At 65.4% G+C, this 18,290-nt stretch carries 21 protein-coding genes and 1 pseudogene; 11 read left to right on the plus strand and 11 right to left on the minus strand.

Features of this window, described 5'->3' with window-relative positions; all coding sequences use genetic code 11:
* Nucleotides 1-65 precede the first annotated feature (65 nt).
* Nucleotides 66-848 (plus strand): LysR family transcriptional regulator substrate-binding protein, encoded by a 783-nt coding sequence (locus tag LOC57_RS05330; protein ID WP_227912369.1) that lies wholly within the window; start codon nucleotides 66-68, stop codon nucleotides 846-848.
* Between the two features lie 47 nt (nucleotides 849-895).
* Nucleotides 896-1,273: a VOC family protein gene (locus tag LOC57_RS05335; protein ID WP_229958558.1), complete on the plus strand. Its 378-nt coding sequence runs from the start codon at nucleotides 896-898 to the stop codon at nucleotides 1,271-1,273.
* A gap of 37 nt (nucleotides 1,274-1,310) precedes the next feature.
* Here LOC57_RS05335 and LOC57_RS05340 read toward each other — a convergent pair whose 3' ends face one another.
* The 3 genes from LOC57_RS05340 to LOC57_RS05350 all read right to left on the minus strand — a co-directional run bounded on the left by LOC57_RS05340 (nucleotide 1,311) and on the right by LOC57_RS05350 (nucleotide 4,512).
* Entirely contained in the window at nucleotides 1,311-3,041 is a 1,731-nt protein-coding gene (locus LOC57_RS05340; RefSeq protein WP_227912371.1) for a cation:proton antiporter, read from the minus strand.
* Nucleotides 3,042-3,087: 46 nt separating this feature from the next.
* A complete protein-coding gene (locus LOC57_RS05345) occupies nucleotides 3,088-3,864 on the minus strand; it encodes a metal-dependent hydrolase (protein ID WP_227912372.1) in 777 nt (258 codons plus the stop codon).
* 129 nt (nucleotides 3,865-3,993) lie between these two features.
* Entirely contained in the window at nucleotides 3,994-4,512 is a 519-nt protein-coding gene (locus tag LOC57_RS05350; protein WP_227912373.1) for a gluconokinase, read from the minus strand.
* 215 nt (nucleotides 4,513-4,727) lie between these two features.
* On the opposite strand from LOC57_RS05350, the gene LOC57_RS05355 reads away from it, so the two are divergent.
* Nucleotides 4,728-5,441 (plus strand): FadR/GntR family transcriptional regulator, encoded by a 714-nt coding sequence (locus LOC57_RS05355; RefSeq protein ID WP_227912374.1) that lies wholly within the window; start codon nucleotides 4,728-4,730, stop codon nucleotides 5,439-5,441.
* Nucleotides 5,442-5,509: 68 nt separating this feature from the next.
* Here LOC57_RS05355 and LOC57_RS05360 read toward each other — a convergent pair whose 3' ends face one another.
* Nucleotides 5,510-6,007 carry a Dps family protein gene (locus LOC57_RS05360; protein ID WP_227912375.1) on the minus strand — a complete coding sequence of 166 codons (498 nt, stop codon included), beginning with the start codon at nucleotides 6,005-6,007 and terminating at the stop codon, nucleotides 5,510-5,512.
* 272 nt (nucleotides 6,008-6,279) lie between these two features.
* Between LOC57_RS05360 and LOC57_RS05365 the strand changes: the two are divergent.
* Nucleotides 6,280-6,729, plus strand: a pseudogene (locus LOC57_RS05365) (SRPBCC family protein); the annotation flags it as partial.
* A gap of 215 nt (nucleotides 6,730-6,944) precedes the next feature.
* Here LOC57_RS05365 and LOC57_RS05370 read toward each other — a convergent pair.
* Together LOC57_RS05370 and LOC57_RS05375 are read right to left on the minus strand one after the other, a co-directional pair.
* Nucleotides 6,945-8,429, minus strand: a complete 1,485-nt coding sequence (locus tag LOC57_RS05370) for an FAD-dependent oxidoreductase (protein WP_229958560.1) — start codon at nucleotides 8,427-8,429, stop codon at nucleotides 6,945-6,947.
* Nucleotide 8,430: 1 nt separating this feature from the next.
* Nucleotides 8,431-9,228 (minus strand): SDR family oxidoreductase, encoded by a 798-nt coding sequence (locus tag LOC57_RS05375; RefSeq protein ID WP_229958562.1) that lies wholly within the window; start codon nucleotides 9,226-9,228, stop codon nucleotides 8,431-8,433.
* Between the two features lie 128 nt (nucleotides 9,229-9,356).
* Here LOC57_RS05375 and LOC57_RS05380 point away from each other — a divergent pair, with 128 nt between their 5' ends.
* From LOC57_RS05380 to LOC57_RS05390, 3 genes are all read left to right on the plus strand, one after another.
* Nucleotides 9,357-9,860: a DUF4383 domain-containing protein gene (locus tag LOC57_RS05380; RefSeq protein ID WP_227912378.1), complete on the plus strand. Its 504-nt coding sequence runs from the start codon at nucleotides 9,357-9,359 to the stop codon at nucleotides 9,858-9,860.
* A gap of 137 nt (nucleotides 9,861-9,997) precedes the next feature.
* Nucleotides 9,998-10,561 carry a cysteine hydrolase family protein gene (locus LOC57_RS05385; RefSeq protein WP_227912379.1) on the plus strand — a complete coding sequence of 188 codons (564 nt, stop codon included), beginning with the start codon at nucleotides 9,998-10,000 and terminating at the stop codon, nucleotides 10,559-10,561.
* A gap of 73 nt (nucleotides 10,562-10,634) precedes the next feature.
* Nucleotides 10,635-10,874, plus strand: coding sequence for a DUF2630 family protein (locus LOC57_RS05390; protein WP_227925942.1), 240 nt, complete (start codon nucleotides 10,635-10,637; stop codon nucleotides 10,872-10,874).
* A gap of 6 nt (nucleotides 10,875-10,880) precedes the next feature.
* Here LOC57_RS05390 and LOC57_RS05395 read toward each other — a convergent pair whose 3' ends face one another.
* The 3 genes from LOC57_RS05395 to LOC57_RS05405 are packed head-to-tail and all read right to left on the minus strand — an operon-like array spanning nucleotide 10,881 to nucleotide 13,141.
* Nucleotides 10,881-11,180, minus strand: a complete 300-nt coding sequence (locus tag LOC57_RS05395) for a hypothetical protein (RefSeq protein WP_227912381.1) — start codon at nucleotides 11,178-11,180, stop codon at nucleotides 10,881-10,883.
* A 5-nt stretch (nucleotides 11,181-11,185) separates the two neighbouring features.
* A complete protein-coding gene (gene ku, locus LOC57_RS05400) occupies nucleotides 11,186-12,103 on the minus strand; it encodes a non-homologous end joining protein Ku (protein ID WP_229958564.1) in 918 nt (305 codons plus the stop codon).
* A gap of 15 nt (nucleotides 12,104-12,118) precedes the next feature.
* Complete coding sequence (locus LOC57_RS05405; RefSeq protein WP_229958565.1) at nucleotides 12,119-13,141, minus strand: hypothetical protein; 1,023 nt, start codon at nucleotides 13,139-13,141, stop codon at nucleotides 12,119-12,121.
* Nucleotides 13,142-13,328: 187 nt separating this feature from the next.
* On the opposite strand from LOC57_RS05405, the gene soxR reads away from it, so the two are divergent.
* The 4 genes from soxR (at nucleotide 13,329) to LOC57_RS05425 (ending at nucleotide 15,339) form a co-directional block, all read left to right on the plus strand.
* Nucleotides 13,329-13,766: a redox-sensitive transcriptional activator SoxR gene (gene soxR / locus LOC57_RS05410; protein WP_227912384.1), complete on the plus strand. Its 438-nt coding sequence runs from the start codon at nucleotides 13,329-13,331 to the stop codon at nucleotides 13,764-13,766.
* A gap of 76 nt (nucleotides 13,767-13,842) precedes the next feature.
* Complete coding sequence (locus LOC57_RS05415) at nucleotides 13,843-14,361, plus strand: flavin reductase family protein (protein WP_227912385.1); 519 nt, start codon at nucleotides 13,843-13,845, stop codon at nucleotides 14,359-14,361.
* Between the two features lie 88 nt (nucleotides 14,362-14,449).
* Nucleotides 14,450-14,668 (plus strand): PLDc N-terminal domain-containing protein, encoded by a 219-nt coding sequence (locus tag LOC57_RS05420; protein WP_227912386.1) that lies wholly within the window; start codon nucleotides 14,450-14,452, stop codon nucleotides 14,666-14,668.
* A 44-nt stretch (nucleotides 14,669-14,712) separates the two neighbouring features.
* Nucleotides 14,713-15,339 carry a pentapeptide repeat-containing protein gene (locus tag LOC57_RS05425; RefSeq protein ID WP_227912387.1) on the plus strand — a complete coding sequence of 209 codons (627 nt, stop codon included), beginning with the start codon at nucleotides 14,713-14,715 and terminating at the stop codon, nucleotides 15,337-15,339.
* Here LOC57_RS05425 and LOC57_RS05430 read toward each other — a convergent pair.
* Together LOC57_RS05430 and LOC57_RS05435 are read right to left on the minus strand one after the other, a co-directional pair.
* The gene (locus LOC57_RS05430; RefSeq protein ID WP_229958569.1) at nucleotides 15,336-16,559 is read right to left on the minus strand and encodes a L,D-transpeptidase; all 1,224 of its coding nucleotides are present in this window, start codon (nucleotides 16,557-16,559) and stop codon (nucleotides 15,336-15,338) included. The two genes, LOC57_RS05425 and LOC57_RS05430, sit on opposite strands and share 4 nt — an antisense overlap.
* Before the next feature lie 163 nt (nucleotides 16,560-16,722).
* The gene (locus LOC57_RS05435) at nucleotides 16,723-18,246 is read right to left on the minus strand and encodes an SDR family oxidoreductase (RefSeq protein WP_229958571.1); all 1,524 of its coding nucleotides are present in this window, start codon (nucleotides 18,244-18,246) and stop codon (nucleotides 16,723-16,725) included.
* Between the last annotated feature and the right edge of the window lie 44 nt (nucleotides 18,247-18,290).

An 18,290-nucleotide genomic window follows, 5' to 3' on the forward strand; every position in this document is an offset into this window, starting at 1 on the left:
CTCGGTGGTCATATTCCAAGGGTATCCGCACGCCGCCGCCCGGGCCGGTGGGCTAAGGTGTTCTGATGCCCACAGACACTTCAGCTCTTCAGAACGGGGCGACTCCGCGGCCGCTGACCGTGGCCTATGTTCCGGGCGTGACCCCGGGCAAATGGATCACCCGCTGGCAGGAACGCAAGGACCAGGAACTGAGGACGTTCCAGTGTGAGGAAGCTGCCGCTGTGGAGGAACTGTCCTCCGGCCGCGCCGATCTCGCTTTTGTACGCCTTCCCGCTTCCGGCTTCACGCGTCCGGAGGGGCTGAACCTCATTCCCCTCTATGAGGAGCAGCCGGTTGCCGCAGCGGCGAAGGACCACCCCCTTACGGCCTTTGACGAGGTTGAACTGGCGGATCTGGACGGCGAAACCCTCCTGGACGTGGAAGAAATGGGCGGAGCCGCCGTCGCCCTGGAAGTAGTGGCGGCGGGCAGCGGCGTCGTTATCCTGCCCATGTCCGTGGCGCGGCTGTATTCGCGCAAGGATGTCACGGCCCGCCCCGTGAACGGGGTGCCGCCCACGAGGATCGGTATCGCGTGGCTGCAGGAACGGGACGGCGATGACGTCGAAGAGTTTGTGGGCGTGGTGCGGGGGCGCACTGCCAACAGTTCCCGCCAGCCTTCTGTCCTCGAAGAGCAGAAAACGACGGCGCGGCAGCGGACGAAGGCACGCCAGTCCCGCAGCGAGGGCAAGCCGGCGGCCAAGTCCGGCGGCCGCACGGCAGGCAAGGGCGCCGGCGGCAAGGGAAAAGCCACAGGCAAGGGTGCGGCCAAGGGTGCAGGCAAGAGCGGCAAACCGCGTCGCAGCCGCTGACTTGTACCGCGTACCGCTCCGGACGGATTTGGCGGTACTCTTCGCGGATGCGAATCAAGATGAGCAGTATCCACGTGCTGGACCCGCAGCGGGCCTACGGGTTCTACACGGGGACCCTCGGCATGGAACCCCTGATGGCCATGCCGGAGTACAACCTGTTCATTGTGTGCTCCCCGGAGGAACCGGGAGGGCCAGGGCTCCTGCTTGAACCCAGCGAAGATCCTGTGGCGGAAGCCTACCGGGCCGGGTTGTACGCACAGCAGCTCCCGGTCCTGGTGCTTGGTGTCCGGGATGTGCAGGCGGAGTACGACCGGCTCAGCGGCCTGGGGGTGGAGTTCATCGGCGAACCGACCCTGGATGCAATGGGCACGCAGGCTGTTTTCGACGACGGCTGCGGCAACTACATCCAGCTGCACCAAGACTGAACTGGCCATGTTGCTGCTCTGACCATCCCCGGAAGTCCTAGCGTTCGCCCAGCCGCGGGCGCAGCCGTGATTCCTCCAGATCCAGCAGGCGCTGCGCCTCCGCCAGCGTCCGGGATGCGTAACGCCCTTCGCGCCGGGCCACCAGCAGCTGGTCACGTTCGGCTTCCACGACGGCGCGGCGAAGCCGGCGGTACTGCAGCTGCGGCGTCGCCTCCTCGCTCATGCCCAAGGCGCGTACCCGTTCCCAAGCCAGTTCGCTGCGCAGGAAGGTGCTCTGCCGGACCCGTTCCACCACATCCGGATCAACTTCCTCCCGCGCACCCAGGCATTCCGCCGGTTCTTCCAGAATCGTCAGTCCGGCGCCGCTGAGTTCATCCAGGAGTTTGGCCAGTTCCCGCTGGTCTGCCGCGACGTCGCGTCCCTGGACACCCAGGACCCGGATCACCCACGGCAGGGTTCCACCCTGCAGCAGCAGGGTGGCCACAGCCACGGTAAAGGCAATCAGCACCAGCTGTTCGCGGTACGGGGTCTGTTCCGGCAGGGACTGGGCGGCGGCCAGCGTCACCACTCCGCGCATGCCGGACCAGGAAATCACTACGCCGCCGCGCCAGCCCAGACCCTCGCGGCGCAACTGTTCGACGTCGGCCCGCCGCCGTCGATACAGCAGCTCAGCGCGGCGATGGCGCCTGCGTTTGCGCTCATTGGTGAAGCCACCGGCCTTGATGCGGTCCAAGCCCAGCCGGAACCGCTGGGTCCGCAGGTCCTGGTACCGTACTTTGGCCCGCAGCACGTAGATCAGCGGAGTGACCCAGGCGAAACGGACCAGGACCAGCAGGCCGGTGGTGATCAGTCCGATCAGCACGGCGTCCCAGACCGAAAGCAGTGCCGTGTCCACGTTTTCCACCAAATGGCGCAATTCAAGGCCCATCAGCAGGAATACGCCGTTTTCGAGCAGGAACGAGATGGTGCGCCAGTTGATGCTGTCATTGATCCGCACCTGCGCCGTGAACGCTGAAGCGCTGCGGTGTCCCGTGTATAGCCCGGCAACCACCACGGCCAGCACACCCGAGGCGCCCACTTCTTCGGCGGGAATGAACGCCACAAACGGCACCACAAAGGAAATAGCGGTGTCCAGCACCGGGTCGTGCAGCTTGGAACGGAGAAAGACTGTGGCGGCGCCTACCAGCAGTCCCACGGCAATGGCCGTGATGACGGCAAATCCGAAGTCTCCGATGCCTGCCCAGATACTCGACAGCCCACCGGCCGAGGCAGCCACGGCGGAGCGCAGCAGCACCAGCGCCGTGGCGTCATTGACCAGCCCTTCGCCCTCCAGGACGGTCACCAGCCGCGGCGGCAGTCCCAGCCGCTTGCCGATCGCAGTGGCGGCGACGGCGTCGGGCGGGCTGACGACGGCGCCCAGGGCCACGGCGGCTGCGAAATTCAGGTCCGGGAGCAGCACATAAAGCACCGTCCCGGTGGCGAAGGCGGACACGAGCACCAGGAACACCGAGAGGGAGGAAATCGCGCCGATGTTCCGCCTGAAATCGACCACGGGCACGTTGACAGCCGCCGCGTAGAGCAACGGCGGCAGCACACCCATCAGGATCCACTCATGCGGAACGGAGAACGCCGGCACGCCGGGGGTATAGGACAGGGCAAATCCCACAACCACCAAGATGATGGGAGCCGCGATGCCGAGACGTTTGGAGAAAGCCGCTACGGTCACAATCACCGAAACGCCTACTACTGCGAAGAGAGCCAGTTCCACACTTCAACCCTAGCCCTGCACACAGGGAAGGCTGCAGCCGGGACGGCTAGGTGTACGGTGACCAGCCGGTGACTGCGCTCAGAGCCGCCATGGTGACCCCGAAGATCGCATAGACAGTGACCGGAACCATGATGGCCCATTCCCGCCAGGAACCGGCCGCTCCGATCAGGGGGAGGGAGAAACTGCCGCTGCTGCGCCAGAGCTTGTTGACCACCGGGAAGCGGGCCAGGGAACGCGGACGTTTGATGCGCAGCGGCCACAGGACCATCACGCCCTGGTGGGTCAGCAGATCACCCAGGATATGCACGGCCACACCCAGGCCCACGGCAACTGGCAGCCAGTCATTGTTCTCCGGTGCGTACACGGCAATGAAAACGGAAAACGCCAAGGCGAGGAACCAACTGCGGGCCGGTCCGCCGGCGATCTTCAGGGCCTTGAAAGCGAAACCCATCAGCAGGACGGACAGGATGCCCGCACCCAGCGCCACCGAACCGAAGACGGGTACGTCCGCCGTCACCTTGCCCAACGCAGTAGCAAGGGCAACAAACACGGCAAGCCCCAGGAGCGAGTGCGTCCCGCGCCGGTGCCCCCCGCTGATGGTTTCGGTGAGGCGGGCCAGGATCTTGGTAATCGGCGGCAGTGAATGGGCTATCGTGCCGCTGTGGTGGTCAAGGTCCGGCAGCAGTGCCGCACCGGCCGTCAACAGGGCACCCGTCACCACGCCCAGCGGTGTGACCGGGTACCAGCCAAGGGCGTGCGGGGCAGTGGAAGCAACGGCAACCCAGGCCGCGGCGCCGCTAGCGGCATGGTGGCCACCCATCATGGTGTAAGAAATCCTTCGAAAGGGCGGAGCAGGCGCCGGTGATAAAGGGCGGAAAAATAGAAAGCTTTCTATTTTTCCACGGTTTCGGGCGGCAGCGGTTCACGGCGACGCCGCCGTGACGATGGCGCCTCAGGCGACGGCGTACCCCAGGTGCCGCAGTACCGTGTCCACTATTTCCGCCGGAGACGAAGTGATGTCCAGGCGGAGGCCGTCTTCGTCCGGTGCCAGCGGCTCCAGGGTGCTCAGCTGGGACGGCAGCAGAGAGGGCGGCATGAAGTGGCCGCTGCGGGTTTTCATGCGTTCTTCCAGCACTTCACTGCTGCCGTCCAGATGGACGAAATGGACGGTGCCGGGCGCCTGGGCGAGCACGTCGCGGTAGGTCCGTTTGAGGGCCGAGCAGGTCACGATGGTGCACCGGCCGTTGCCGGCCTGGGTGCCCATCCAGTCCCTGATCGAATACAGCCACGGCCAGCGGTCCTCATCGTCCAGCGGGGTTCCAGCGGACATCTTGGCAATGTTGGCCGGGGGATGGAATTCATCGGCCTCGGCGGCGATCCAGCCGAGCCGCTTGGAGAGCAGATTGGCGATGGTGGTTTTACCGGAGCCGGAAACACCCATAATCACGAGGTGCTGAGCGGTGGAGGCCATTTCCAACTCCTTGGAGGACGCCGTTGTCGAGGGTTTTGTGAATGCTGAAAGCAATTCGTCACAAAGGTATCACCAAACGCCGCGACGCTATGGGGAGGAGCACTGGACAACTAGGGTGAAGCGAGGTCTGCGGCATCGATCCGTCTTTTGGGGTTGTGTGCAGCCCGCAATGCCAATTGATGCCGTGTACGGAATATAACAGGAATGATGCAGACATGAGTGAACGCGCCGCACCCGCTCCCCAAGCAGCGGTGGTCCTGAACGGCAGAATCATAGAGGTGCTGGGGCAGGACATAGTGTCCGGCGTGCTGATGCCGGGGGACCGGCTGACCCTGGAAGGACTCCAGCAGGAATTCGGTGTTTCCCGGACCGTGGTTCGGGACTGCATGCGGATCCTCGAATCGATGAACCTGGTGTACTCCAAGCGCCGCGTGGGCATTGTGGTTCTGGAACCCGGGTTGTGGAACGTGTTTGATCCGCGCGTCATTAAGTGGCGGCTGCAGGGTCCGGGGAGGACGGAGCAGTTCCGGACCCTGACTGAACTGCGGGTGGGTGTGGAACCAGTGGCTGCCGCGGGCGCCGCCCGCCGGGCCTCCGACGTCGACCGGGCGCGCTTGGTGGAACTCGCGGCAGAGCTGCGCCGGCTGGGCGAAGCCGGGGAACTGGAAGGTTTCCTGCAGGCTGATATTGAATTCCATACACTGTTGCTGCGCGCCAGCGGCAACGATATGTTCGCTTCGCTGCAGGAAGTGGTTGCCGCGGTCCTGACCGGCCGCACCATCCACAAAATGATGCCGCCGCACCCCACCGAGGAAGCGTTGAGCGGACATGCCCTGGTGGCCGCAGCGGTTGCCGGCGGCGACGACGCCGCTGCGCTGGCGCATATGGCCGGACTGCTGGAGGAAGTGCGCCTGGCCGTCTCAGGCTGACCGGCCGGGAATGCAAAAGACCCGCACCTCCGTGGGAACGGCGGCGCGGGTCCTCAGCGAACCAGTGCTTAGCGGGTGGCCTCGAGGTTGCTGTCCTCGGGCGTTACCACCTGTGCCGTGGCGGAGATGTTTTCGGCATCCACCATCCAGGCGTACTGCTCCAGCTTGGCAATGAAGCCGTGCAGGATGTCGGCGGTGGTCGGATCCTCTTCATCCACCTGGTCGTGGACGTCGCGCATGGTCTTGACGACGGCGTTCAGCATCGCCACCACGTGCGTCACGGTGTCGCGGGTGTCCACGAGGCCGGCGGGGAACGGCGGCAGGGTGGTGCCCGAAGCGACGGCTGCGCTGCGGCCGTCCGGAACGGCCCAAAGTGCGCGCATCCGCTCCGCCAGCTCGTCGGTAAAGGTACGTGCGTCTTCGATGATTTCGTCCAGCTGCAGGTGCAGGTCGCGGAAGTTCTTGCCCACCACGTTCCAGTGGGCCTGCTTGCCCTGCAGATGCAGTTCGATCATATCGACCAGGACCGCCTGCAGGTTTGTGGCCAGCTCTTCTGATGCCTTCATGTTTTCCTCCGATGGTGACGAAAAATGAGTACTTCTGCACCTGCCGGGATGCCGGTTGCCGGTTCCGGTTCCGGTGCGCCGGCGGGTGGATCGCTTCCCACCCTAACCCGGGCCGCCGTGCCGGACCAGAACCTGCGGAACCCGCAGATGCCAATATAAGCAACCTTACCTTCCGCTTGAACCGGTTGGTGCTGCTGTGTACGGTGAGGAGAACGGGGCTGCTGGTAAAGGGGCCCGGCCAGAGGCAGGATTCGCACTACCGGAGGGACAATATGACCACCGTAGAAGAGTCAATCGACGTAGCAGTACCGGTAACCACTGCCTACAACCAGTGGACCCAGTTTGAGTCGTTCCCGCACTTCATGAACGGCGTAATCTCGATTACCCAGCTTTCGGACACCACCAACCATTGGGTGACCAAGATCGGCGGCACGGAGCGGGAGTTCGACGCCGAGATCACCGAACAGCATCCGGATGAGCGCGTCGCCTGGAAGAGCACGGACGGCAAGTCCCACGCCGGCGTCGTCACGTTCCACCGGTTGGGCGATGCCCAGACCCGGGTCACCGTGCAGCTGGACTGGGACCCGGAAACCCTGGTCGAAAAGCTGGGCTCCGCCGTAGGAGCCGATGACCGGCAGGTGAAGTCCGATCTTAAACGCTTCAAGGAATTCATTGAAAGCCGCGGGTCAGAGACCGGTTCCTGGCGCGGCAACGTGGACGCACCAGGAAACGCTGCCACGGGTTCCGGTGGTCCCGCCGCGGCGCCCGCCGCTCCGGCAACCTCCACCAGCACCGAACGCCTTGCTGCCGCGCCGGAAGCCGATCCGGCCATGGACGATCCCGAATCGGGCGGTCCCCGCGCCGGCTTCTAGCCGGACACAAAAACTGCGGATGCCGGTACGGCATCCGCAGTTTTTGGCTTAACCGGCCGGACAGGTCAGGCCGGGTCAAGATTCTTCACGGAAGGCCCTTCGAGCAGCGCGCCTTGGGCGCTGAAGCGCGAACCATGCAGCGGGCAGTCCCAGGACTGTTCAGCATCGTTCCAGTTCAGGACGCCCTTCAAGTGCGGGCACACCGCCGATACCCGGCTGGTTTCTCCGCGAACCGTGCAGATGCCCACGGGCTTGCCGTTCTCCCGGGCAACCACACCCTGCCCCTCCGGCGGAGCGGTGTCCGTGCTCCGGGCCAGCCCGGCTGCCCAGCCGGTGAGCATCTCCAGTCCCACTTCGGCGTTGTCCCGCAGGGTGGAGGCGGCATCCAGCGGTGCGACCCGGGGCTTGTACAGTTCCCTTGCCCACGGGTTCTCGCCGCCCAGGATTTCCGCGCTCAGGGCCAGTGAGGCGGCAGCCGCGTTGGTCATGCCCCACTTGTTGTAGCCGGTGGCGGCATAGATGTTGGCGCCCATCAGCGGCAGTTGGCCCACGTAGGGAAGGCTCCGCGCCGGCGCGTAGTCCTGCGCCGACCAGGCGTAGCTCGCTGCGGTGCCCACTTCGAAGTTCTCCACGGTCCACCCCACCAGGTCATCGACCAGCTCCTGGGTGTTTTTCTTCCGCCCCACGGTGTGTCCGTTGCCGCCGGCGAGCAGGTAGGACATGCCGTCCACCTCGGCGGTCCGGAGCGAGCGGGTGGGGGAATCCACCGACAGGTACATACCCTGGGGCACCGCGCCGGTGACGGGCAGCGCCGCGGCATAGGACCGTTCGGGCTTCAGGACACTGAAGTAGCCGCCGCGGTCCAGGATTGGAATGCCGGTGGCCAGCACGAGGTTCCGGGCACTAACCTCGCCCTGTCCGGTCAGTACCGTGATTCCGGCCCCCTCCTGGTGTTTGGCCCCGGTCACCCGGACGCCCTCTACCAGTGTTCCCCCATGCGCGCGGTAATCCTGAGCCAGCCCGGCCAACACTTCCAGGGGATGGATCTGCGCCTGGCCGGTCAGCCGCAGCGCCCCCGTGACCTCATAGGGCAGCTCGGTGTCCTCGGTCAGTTCAACGTCCAGGCCCGCCGCCCGGGCGGCTTCCTGTTCCTTGAGCAGGGACTTCCGCCCCTGTTCGGTGGTGGCATAGGTGTACGCGTCGCGGGTCTCGTACCTGATGCCGTTCTCGTCGCAGAAGCGCAGCAGCCAGCTCTGTCCCTGCCGGTTAGCTTCCACGTACTGCCCGGCAATTTCGGCGTTGTGATGCGAGGTGATCCCCGAGAGGATGGTCCCCTGCAGCAGTGAGAGCTTTGCCGTGGTGTTGCCGGTGGTAACGGCGCCCACCGTCCGGGCTTCCAGGATCACCACCTTCTGGCCGCTGCGGGCCAGCAGTGCTGCGGTGGTCAGGCCGGTCAGGCCGGCACCTACAACCACGGTGTCGTAGGCGGCCCCGGGTTCAAACGCGCCGGAGGGGATGGCGGGTGCGGAGTCGAGCCAAAGGGATAACATGTCAGCCTTCCCGCCATTCTGATGAGGTGATGTGGGAGCCGCCCTGCGGGCCCATTTGGAGCATGCCGCCGTCGACGGCCCACGAAGCGCCGGTGACGTAGGACGACGCCGGCGAAGCCAGGAAAGCGACAACGTCGGCGATTTCGCGGGCATCACCGGGACGGCCGAGGGGAATGCCGGGGCGGTCCTCGCTCCGCGGATCGGTGTCTTCCTGATCCGTCATGGGGGTGGCGATTTCACCCGGCTCCACTGAATTCGCGGTAATCCCGTAGCTGCCCAGTTCCAGCGCGATGGTTTTCATCAGGCCGCCCAGTCCGTGCTTGGAGGCGGTGTAGGCGGCGGCGCCCACGCGGGGCTGCACCTCGTGGACGCTGGTGACAGCTATCAGCCGGCCGCCGTTGCCGGCCGCGACCATCCGCTGCGCTGCCCGCTGCAGGCACACAAAGGCCCCGCTGAGGTTTGTGTCCACGGTGGTGCGCCACGCGTCATAGGCCAGGTCAAGGAACTTCTGCCCGTCACCGGTGCCGGCGTTGCTGACAAAAACGTCCAACCCGCCCAGCTGCTCCGCCAGTGCATCCACGACATCGGCGCAGCCGGGCAGGTCCGTGGTGTCCAGACGCGCGACGACGGCGTTGCGGCCGTGCGATCGGATCTCTTCCGCCGTGTCCCGGGCTCCTTGCTCATCGGAATGCCAGGTCACTCCCACATCCATTCCGGCTTTGGCCAGCGCGACAGCCGTGGCGCGTCCTATCCCGGAATCAGACCCGGTCACGATGGCCGTTTTCGGCTCAAAGCTCATTGGTACCCCCTCGTGGTCGTGGAAAGTCAGTATGCTTCCCACCTTGCCCCAATTGTGCAACAGTTTAAAGTCCTGATTACCTAATCCTCCCGGTCCGGTCCCCGGTGCCGGGGTGCAGAGGAGTCATCATGGCATACCCCAGTTACAGCTCCGGCGGCGGTCTTTCGGCCCGCCGGACCAGCGCGCAGAAAGCGGCAATTGCCTTCGGAATTGTTTTCCTGCTGATTGGTGTCCTGGGCTTCATTCCGGGTTTGACCGCCAATTACAGCCAGCTCTACTTTTCCGGTTACACCTCCGAGGCAACGCTTCTGGGCATCTTCCAGGTGTCGGTACTCCACAACGTAGTCCACATGCTGCTGGGCTTTGCGGGCCTGGCCATGGCCCGGTCCAATTCCTCGGCGAAGCTTTACCTGGTCGGTGCGGGTATCCTCTACGCCCTGCTCTTTATCTATGGGCTCCTGGTTCCGTTCGACACGTCAGCGAACTTTGTCCCCCTTAACACCGCGGACAACTGGCTGCACGTAATCCTGGCGGTGCTGATGATCCTGCTGGGCATCTTCCTTGGCCGGCGGACCGACAACCGGACGTACCGCAGCAGTGGCAACCCAGGCGAGGGCTCGATCCCGAACTGATCCGGACAGCCCAGGGACAACGGCAGGACCGGCCCCGGCGGGACCGCAGCGGCCATTTGGTGCCCGGCGGCGGGGTGCTGGCAGACTGGATGCAGACACCGCCCGCACCGGGCGGCCCGTTGCGAAAGGAACCTGGTTTGTCCGCCGCACTAATGGTCATTGACATGCAGAATGCCTACTTCGAGAGCCCTGCCCTGCAGAAGCACCAGGAACGGGTTGTTGAAAAAACCAATGAGCTCATTGGCTTGGCGAAAGCTGCCGGGGTCCCCGTCCTGATGGTCTGCACGGAGCACGAGCGGGACAAGTCCACTTGGACATTGAGCATGCTCGATGATGACCAGGGCTTCATTTTCAGCGGGAGCGAGCAGGCAGACTTTGTCCCCGGCCTGGATCACGCCGACCTGCCGCGGCTGGTGAAGACCCGCGACAGCGCCTTCGTGGGCACCGACGTCCTGCTGCGCCTGCGGAACTGGGATGTCCAGACACTGGTGCTGGCCGGCGTCGCAACCCACAATTGTGTGGCGCAGACCGCCGCTGACGCCTTCGCGAATAACTTCCGGGTCCGTTTTGCCCGGGAAGCACTCGCCTCCACCAACGAGGAATACGAGGAAGCGATCCTGAGGATGCTTTCCGACGAGTACCGCCAGCCGGTTCAGAGCAACGCTGACCTCAAGGACTTCTTCAACAGCAACGAATCCTAGGCATCTCCGCTATTCCCTTGCGGGCACCGGTCCGGGCTGGAATTCGACGGCCCGGGCCGGTTAGCGTAGGGGCATGGATGCACTGGAGATTCAGCACAGGATCGCGGAACTGGTAGAGCAGGAACAGTCCCTGCGCGAAGCGGACCCCGCCGCAGAACCGGAGAAGCACGCCGAGCAACTGCGCCGGGTGGAGGAACAGCTTGACCAGTGCTGGGACCTCCTCCGCCAGCGGCGCGCCAAGATGGACGCCGGGCAGAACCCGGATGAGGCCCAGGCCCGCCCGGTGGGCGAGGTTGAGGGCTACCGGCAGTAAAGGCTTTCAGGCCTTCGCGCGAGCCGGCTTCTTTTTCGCATGGTCGCTCGAAGCCGGCATCAGCTGCCGGAACAGGGTGGCCGCTCCGACGCTGCGCCGGAATCCGCTTTGGCCGCGGAGGGCCTCGCCCAGCGCCCAGAGGACCAGGCTGCCTTTACTGAGGGTCTTGAACAGATCAGCATTGCGGGGCGTCAGCGCCATCAGTGACGCCAGCCCAAACACCCCCCAGCCGATCAGCGGAGCGTTGGGTACCTCGAAAACTGTCTGCCGGCCGAACTTATCCGTGAAGAAATTGGGCGATGCCATCGTATTCAGGCGCCTTTCCTGGTTTTAGCAGAGCTCTTGGTGGTTGGGGACTTTGCCTTGGCCGGAGCCTTTCCGGCGCTGTCGGACTTGTTGCTGGCTGATTTTGTACTGTCGGATTTGGTGCCCTTGCCGGTCTTTTTGTCCCGGTTTTTCTCCACGCTGCGGCGCAGGGCTTCCATCAGGTCCAGCACCTTTCCGCCTTCGTCTTCGGATTCTTCCCCGAAGGTTTCCCCGGTGTCGAGAGAGTCGCCTTGTTCGAGCTTGGCATCTATAAGGGTCTTGAGCTGTTCCTGGTAGTCGTCAGTGAACTCGGACGGGTCGAAGTCTGAGCTGAAGGAATCTACCAGGGCCGAGGACATCTCGAGTTCCTTGGCGGAAATCCGCACCTTCTCGTCCAGTGAGGGGAAAGCGGCTTCGCGGACCTCGTCCTCCCAGAGCAGCGTCTGCAGGGTCAGCACGTCGCCGCGGACGCGCAGGGCGCCCAGCCTGCTTTTCTGGCGAAGGGAGAACTGCACAATGGCCGTGCGGTCCGTGTCTTCCAGGGTGCGGCGCAGCAGCACGTAGGACTTGGTCGATTTCGAATCCGGTTCCAAGTAGTACGTCCGGTCGAACAGGATGGGATCCACCTGCTCGCTGGGCACGAATTCGACGACGTCGATCTCGCGGCTTTTCTCCACGGGAAGGGATGCCAGGTCCTCGTCGCTGAGGACCACCGTCTGCTCGCCGTCGTCGTAGGCCTTGGCGATGTCCTTGTACTCCACCACCTCGCCGCATATTTCGCACCGGCGCTGGTAGCGGATGCGTCCGCCGTCTTTGCCGTGTACCTGGTGCAGGCTTACATCGTGGTCTTCGGTGGCGGCATAAACCTTAACCGGCACGTTGACCAGCCCAAACGCAATGGCGCCTTTCCAGATCGCTCTCATGTAGTCCAGTGAACACTAAACTCCGGTGCCGTTGCCAGAGCGGGGTTGCCCGGGCTGTCCCTGCTCAAGATGCTCCCGGATCAGCCGGTACACCCGGGGGTCCGAAAAATAGGCATTGTGGGACTCGGGAAACGGCTGCCCGGAGCCCACCTCGCGGTCCGTGACCGTCATCCCACGCCCGGCGAAGACCTGTTCGGCGCAAAAGGCGAGCAGGTCGCGCTCATCCCAGATATTCAGCCAGGGGATTCCCGGGCCGTCGCCGCCGCGCCGGGGCCCCAGATAGGCCAGGGCATCCAGGAGGAAGAACCACGGTGCCGGCGACCCCACAGTGACCAGCAGGTCCGTCCGGAAGCGGCCGGATTCGGGGGCACAGAGCAGGTCGACGGCGGCCACCGAGCCCAGGCTGTGGGCGAACAGCACCACGGGCGCGTCCTGGCTGACGCTGCCGAGGGCTTCCGCGGTGACGGCACGCGCCGTTTCCCCCCGGCGCAGGTAGAAGGCTATTTTGCTGAAGAATTCACCGGCCGCATCGGTCAGTCGAATCCGGTGCCGCACCGCAGCATCGGTGAGCACATCCAGTACCAGGTCCTGGAGTGTATGTCCCAGCAGGGCAGCTTCCGGTGCAGCCGGCGGCGCCCCGGCAACCGTTGCCCGGCGCAGGGGATCCCCGGCGCCCACCTGCATGCCGAACAGCGCCAGCGCCAAGGAGGCATCGGCCTGTGCTGGCGGGTCTTCCGCGGCGTACCGCGGTGGCAGGGCCGGAACGGAACTGACGTCCTCTGCGGCATCGGCTGCCCAGTCAACGGTCAGCACGGAGTAGTCCGACAAACCCGGAACGGCAGCGAGCTGCTCCCGGATCCGGTCCGCCAGCTGCGGATTGGTCCGTCCGGTCCCGGGCAGGTAAACGAGGGTTCCGGGTTTTTCGGCCGGTCCTACGGTGACGGGGTCCATGGCGGTCTCCTCTGCTGCGCCGGGCTTCAGCCGTCCCCGCCGGCCCGCGGGGGAACGGGCGGACAGCGGAGGAACGGATGCTTTCACGCGTTGGGGATACTTTCACACGCAGGGCACCCCTGCGCCAGTAACCGTTCCGCCGCGCACGGGGGCGGATAATGGATCCAGTCAGGAAGGCGAGGCTGTGACCAACAACGGAGCGGCAAGTAGCGGGACCGCAAACCACGGGCCGGCGGAAAGTCCCGCACCCGAAAACGGAGCACCCGAGGCTGGAATGGAACGCCGCGAACTGTCGGTGGGGCAGGTAGCTGAACGCAGCGGCGTGAGCGTCTCGGCCCTGCACTTCTATGAGCGCCAAGGCCTGCTCTCCAGTAGGCGGACCCAGGGCAACCAGCGGCGCTTTGACCGTTCGGTGCTGCGCCGCGTAGCGGTCATCAGGGCTGCCCAGCAGGCGGGTATCCCGCTGTCCGTGATTAACCGTGCGTTCGCGGAACTGCCGCCGGAGGGAGTGCCGGACCAGGCAGACTGGCAGCGGCTATCCGCCGCGTGGCGGCAGGAACTGGACTTCCGCATCCGGCACCTGCAGGCATTGCGCGACCGCTTGGGCGGCTGCATAGGCTGCGGCTGCCTCTCCCTTGCGGAGTGCCGGTTCGTTAACCCCAAGGACGCCTCAGCCGACAGCGGCACCGGCGCCAGGGCCTTCGACGTCTGACGATTTGACCTCAACATTGGTTGAGGTTTTACCGTTGAAGTATGCCCTCGCTGGGCTGGTCTGCGGAAGGACACTAATGACGCGGAATACGGCTCTGTGCGAGCGGAATGTAACGGAAGCATTCAAGGACGCCTTCCGGGCGCACCCTGCGGGCGTGGCAATCATTACGGCCGACGGCGGCAGCGGCCCGGTGGGGCTGACCGCCTCCTCGGTCTCCTCGGTATCGGCCGAACCGCCCATCCTTTCCTTCTCCCTTGCCTCCACCCAGGGCACCGCCGGGGTCATTGCCTCGTCCGGCACCGTCGTCGTGCACCTCCTGGGCGCCGAAAACGCGGAACTGGCGTCCCTGTTCGCCCGGCCGGGGGCGGACCGTTTCGGCGCCACCCGTACCCGTACCCTTCCCAGCGGGGAGCCGCTGCTGGAAGAGGCCCCCGTGGCCCTGCGCTGCCGCATCGACGGGCGGATCCCGGTGGGCGGATCCATCCTCATTGCCGCTTCCGTCCTCGAGATCCTCCCCGGAGCGCCCGGGCAGGAACCGCTGGTCTATCACAACCGCACCTACCACCGCCTGGGCACGCACTCGGCCCTGGGGTAAACCCCACCCCGGGCGGGAAGGCTGGATAATTGGTTCAGCACCCTGCCGGCAAGTGCCTGCGCGGGACCGAACCACGGAAGGCACGGCCATGGCCAAAAAGAAGTTGAAGGACCTGACCAGCGGGCAGAAAAAGGGGTTGAGCGTCCTGACGGGCGTCCAGATCCTGCTGGCAGCGGCGGCACTCTGGGACATCCGGCGACGCCCCGCGGACCTGATCCGCGGCAGCCGCAGCCTGTGGACCCTGGCCTGCGGGATTAACTTCGCCGGCCCGGCGGCGTATTTCCTCTTCGGCCGGCGCAGGGCCTAGCGGTGGTGCGTCAGCGAAGCGGTACGGGAACCAAAGCGCCGCTGGTGGATCCCCTCCGGCTGCAGGATCTGGCCGACGGTACCGGCGTGCCCGCGGGCAGCCAGCAGGAAGCGACCGCCTGGACGGGCGAATCGTTCGCGGGACTGGAACTGCGCGGGGCGGTCTTTTCCGAATGCAGCCTGGTCTCGGTGTCCCTGGATGACGCGGACCTGACGGCGGCCCGTTTCCTGGAAACCTTGCTGGAAAACCTGTATGCCCCGGTGTTCCGGGCGCCGCGGACGACTTTCCGGGACGTGGAACTGACCAACCCCCGGCTGGGTTCGGCTGAACTGTACGGCGGCAGCTGGAACTCCGTTCGGGTGGACGGCGGCAAAATCGACTACCTGAACCTGCGCGGCTGCACCATGACCAATGTGCTGGTCACCAACTGCATCATCGGTGAGCTGGACCTGGACGGAGCCCGGCTGAACCGCGTGGCCTTCCGGGATTGCCGCATCGACAGCCTGCTGCTGGGCAACGGCGGCTCGGCTGTGGACGCGGACCTGCGCGGATCCGCCCTGCGGAGCATCACCGGGCTGGCCGGCCTGAAGGGCTTTACCGTGGATGAGGAGCAGCTGCTGCAGCTCGCTCCGCTCCTCGCGGCCCAGCTGGGCCTGCGGGTTCAGAGCTAGGGCTGTCCGGCGTACTGGTCCCAGGGGATGTTCCAGTCGCCGTAGCCGTCATCAATCGAGACGGGGCCGGCCTCGGTGTTCAGCACCTGCACCACGTCCCCGGCGTCGAAGGTGTCATAGAAGTACTTGGCGCCTTCGGCGGACATGCCCACGCAGCCGTGGGAAACGTTGATCCGGCCAAGGGCCCCTACCGCGCCGTTCAACGCCTGGTGGACAAAGACGCCGCTGTTGGTCAGGCGGCTGGCCCAAGACGCATCGAACGGTTCGTAGTAATCCGGGTCGCCCGGCTTCAGCCCGATGCTTTCGGCCCGGAACGGCAGCTTCTCGTGTTGGCTGACCACTACCTGGTATCCGCTGGGGGAGGGCCAGGTGGGTTCGCCGAGTGTCACGGGGAAAGTACGGACCAGCTGGCCGTCAATGAATACCTGCATTGTCTTGGTGAAGTTGTCCACCACGGCCAGGCGGGTGTTGTGCGTGGTGAACGTGCGGGTTTCGTTGAAGTTGCCGATCATGCCGTTGCCAAAGTCCACGCCGAACAGCTGCATGTCCACCGTGATGGAGCTGTTGGGGGCCCAGAAGGCCTCGGGACGGTAGCGGACCTTGTTGTCGGTGATCCAGTAGAAGGCGCCGGCCTGTCCGGAGGTGCTGCTGACCTTGATGGCCTGCTCCACGGCGGCCTTGTTGGTTACGGGTTCGCTGAAGTTGATTTCAATTGGCTGTCCCACGCCGACGTCGGCCGCGTTCTGCGGGTACATAAAGGCGTTGGCCTCATTAGCGGGCTTGACCGTTTCGAAACTCTGCGACCGGGTGGTTTCCTTGCCGGCCTGGTCGGTCAGCACCACATCCATTGCGTAGGTGGTGTCGAACGCCAGCTGGGCGTCCGCCGTCCAGACGGTGTTGTCTCCGGACAGGACACCGGGGATGGCCGGGCCGCCCGCGGACGGCTTCAGGCTGACCGACTCAATTTCGGCGTTGGTGGCCGTGACGGTTGCCGCGGTTGCAGGATTGACCGCAACCGCACCGTCAGCGGGAGTGGCTGTGATGGATACCGGTGCTGCACTGGCGGACGGTGAAGCCGGGCTTTCCGCTGCGGGGGAGCTTTCATCGGCAGACGGGTCGAAGACACCGTTTGCGTAGGCAGCGCCGATGCCGCCACCTACTACCAGCACACCGGCAACGGCGGCTGCAATTACCCACTTGCGGCTCTTCTTATCCTGCACGGCGCGTTCCTGCACTGCGGCGGTCCCCTCATAGTCAAAAGCCGTCAGCTCAAAAGTGTCACCGGCGGCGCCAACAAGTATGGCCCGGCTGGCCGGTGCCCGTTGTTCTACCGATGATATTCGATGCCGTGCCCCGCCGGGACCGGCGTTACAGAACTGCGGCCTAAGCCGGTTCCGGCTGTCCCGCCGGCTGTCCCGCCGGCTGTCCCGCAGGCTGGGCCAACCGGGCGGCCTGCCGGGTGATGTTCCTGGCCATGGAGGGAAAGATCAGTCCGTGGAACGGGGCGATCAGCCACCAGTACATTTTCCCTGCCAGCCCCTTGGGGAAGTAAATGGCGCGCTGCCGGTAGACACTGCCGCCGTGGCCGTCCGGGTCCACCCGCATCTCCAGCCAGGCCTGGCCCGGTACCCGCATCTCGGCCCGCAGCCGCAGCAACGTGCCGCGCTCCAGCAGTTCCACCCGCCACCAGTCCACCACGTCCCCGGTGTACAAAGTGGTCGGATTGCGCCGGCCCCGGGTCAAACCGGCTCCGCCCACGGTTTTGTCCAGCACCCCGCGGATGGCCCAGGCCATGGGCAGCGAATACCAGCCGTTGCGCCCGCCCACACCTTCGATGACCTGCCACACCGCTGCCGGGTCCACCGCGGCCCGGCGCTCCCGGGAGTCTACGTACACCGTTTGGCCCGCCCAGTCCGGGTCGCTGGGGAGGGGGTCGGAGGCCAGGTCGGCAGAGGCTGAGGCATTGGCCCACGTGGTTTCCACCTCGCCCCGCTTTTCCCTGCCCAGCGCTCGTTTCACGGCGTCGCGGTAGCTCGTCAGCCCGCCGTCGGGCTGTGGCACGTACTGGTCAATGTCGTGTTCCTTGGCCACGGCGTCGTGCTGCAGGGACTCCACCAGCGGCAGGGACATGGCACGTGGAATAGGGGTCACCAGCGCCACCCACATACCCGCCAGCCGCGGTGCCGGCAGCGGCAGGGCGTAAATGCGCCGGCGGGGCAGCCCGGCCTCTTCGGCGTAGCCGTTCATGATCTCCGCGTAGGTGAGGACCTCGCGCGAGCCGATATCGAAGGTCCGGTTCACTTCGGCGGGAATATCCACGGCCCGCACCAGGTAATGCAGCACGTCCCGGACGGCAATCGGTTCAATCCGGCGCCGCACCCAGCTGGGCGCCGGCATCACGGGCAGGGTTTCGGTCAGGTGCCGGATCATCTCGAAGGACGCGGAGCCTGAGCCGATGACGACGCCGGCCTGGTAGACCACCGCCGGCACCTCGCCTTCCAGGAGGATCCGCCCCACCTCGGTGCGGGATTTCATGTGGGGAGACAGTTCCCCCTCGGGATGCAGGCCGCCGAGGTACACAATCCGCTTCACGCCCGCTTCCGCTGCCGTCTCGGCCACCAGATGGGCAATCGCCGACTCCTGGTCGCTGAACCCCTTCCCGGAGGCCATCGAATGCACCAGGAAATACAGGGTGTCGATGCCCTCGAACGCGGCGGCGGTGGAATCGCGGTCCGAGAGGTCCCCCTTGACCACCTCGACGTCGGACGCCCACGGCACATCGGAGAGCTTTTCCGGGGAGCGGGCCAGCACCCGGACCCGGTGTCCGTCTTCAAGCAGCAGCGGCACCAGGCGGCCGCCGATGTAGCCGGTGGCGCCGGTAACCAGGACATGCTGGCGTTCAGTCATTTTTCCAACATACACAGGGGCCGCCACGGATAGTCAGGGCTGCG

Source organism: Arthrobacter sp. zg-Y750 (assembly GCF_020907365.1).
In the GTDB taxonomy this organism is placed as follows: domain Bacteria; phylum Actinomycetota; class Actinomycetes; order Actinomycetales; family Micrococcaceae; genus Arthrobacter_B.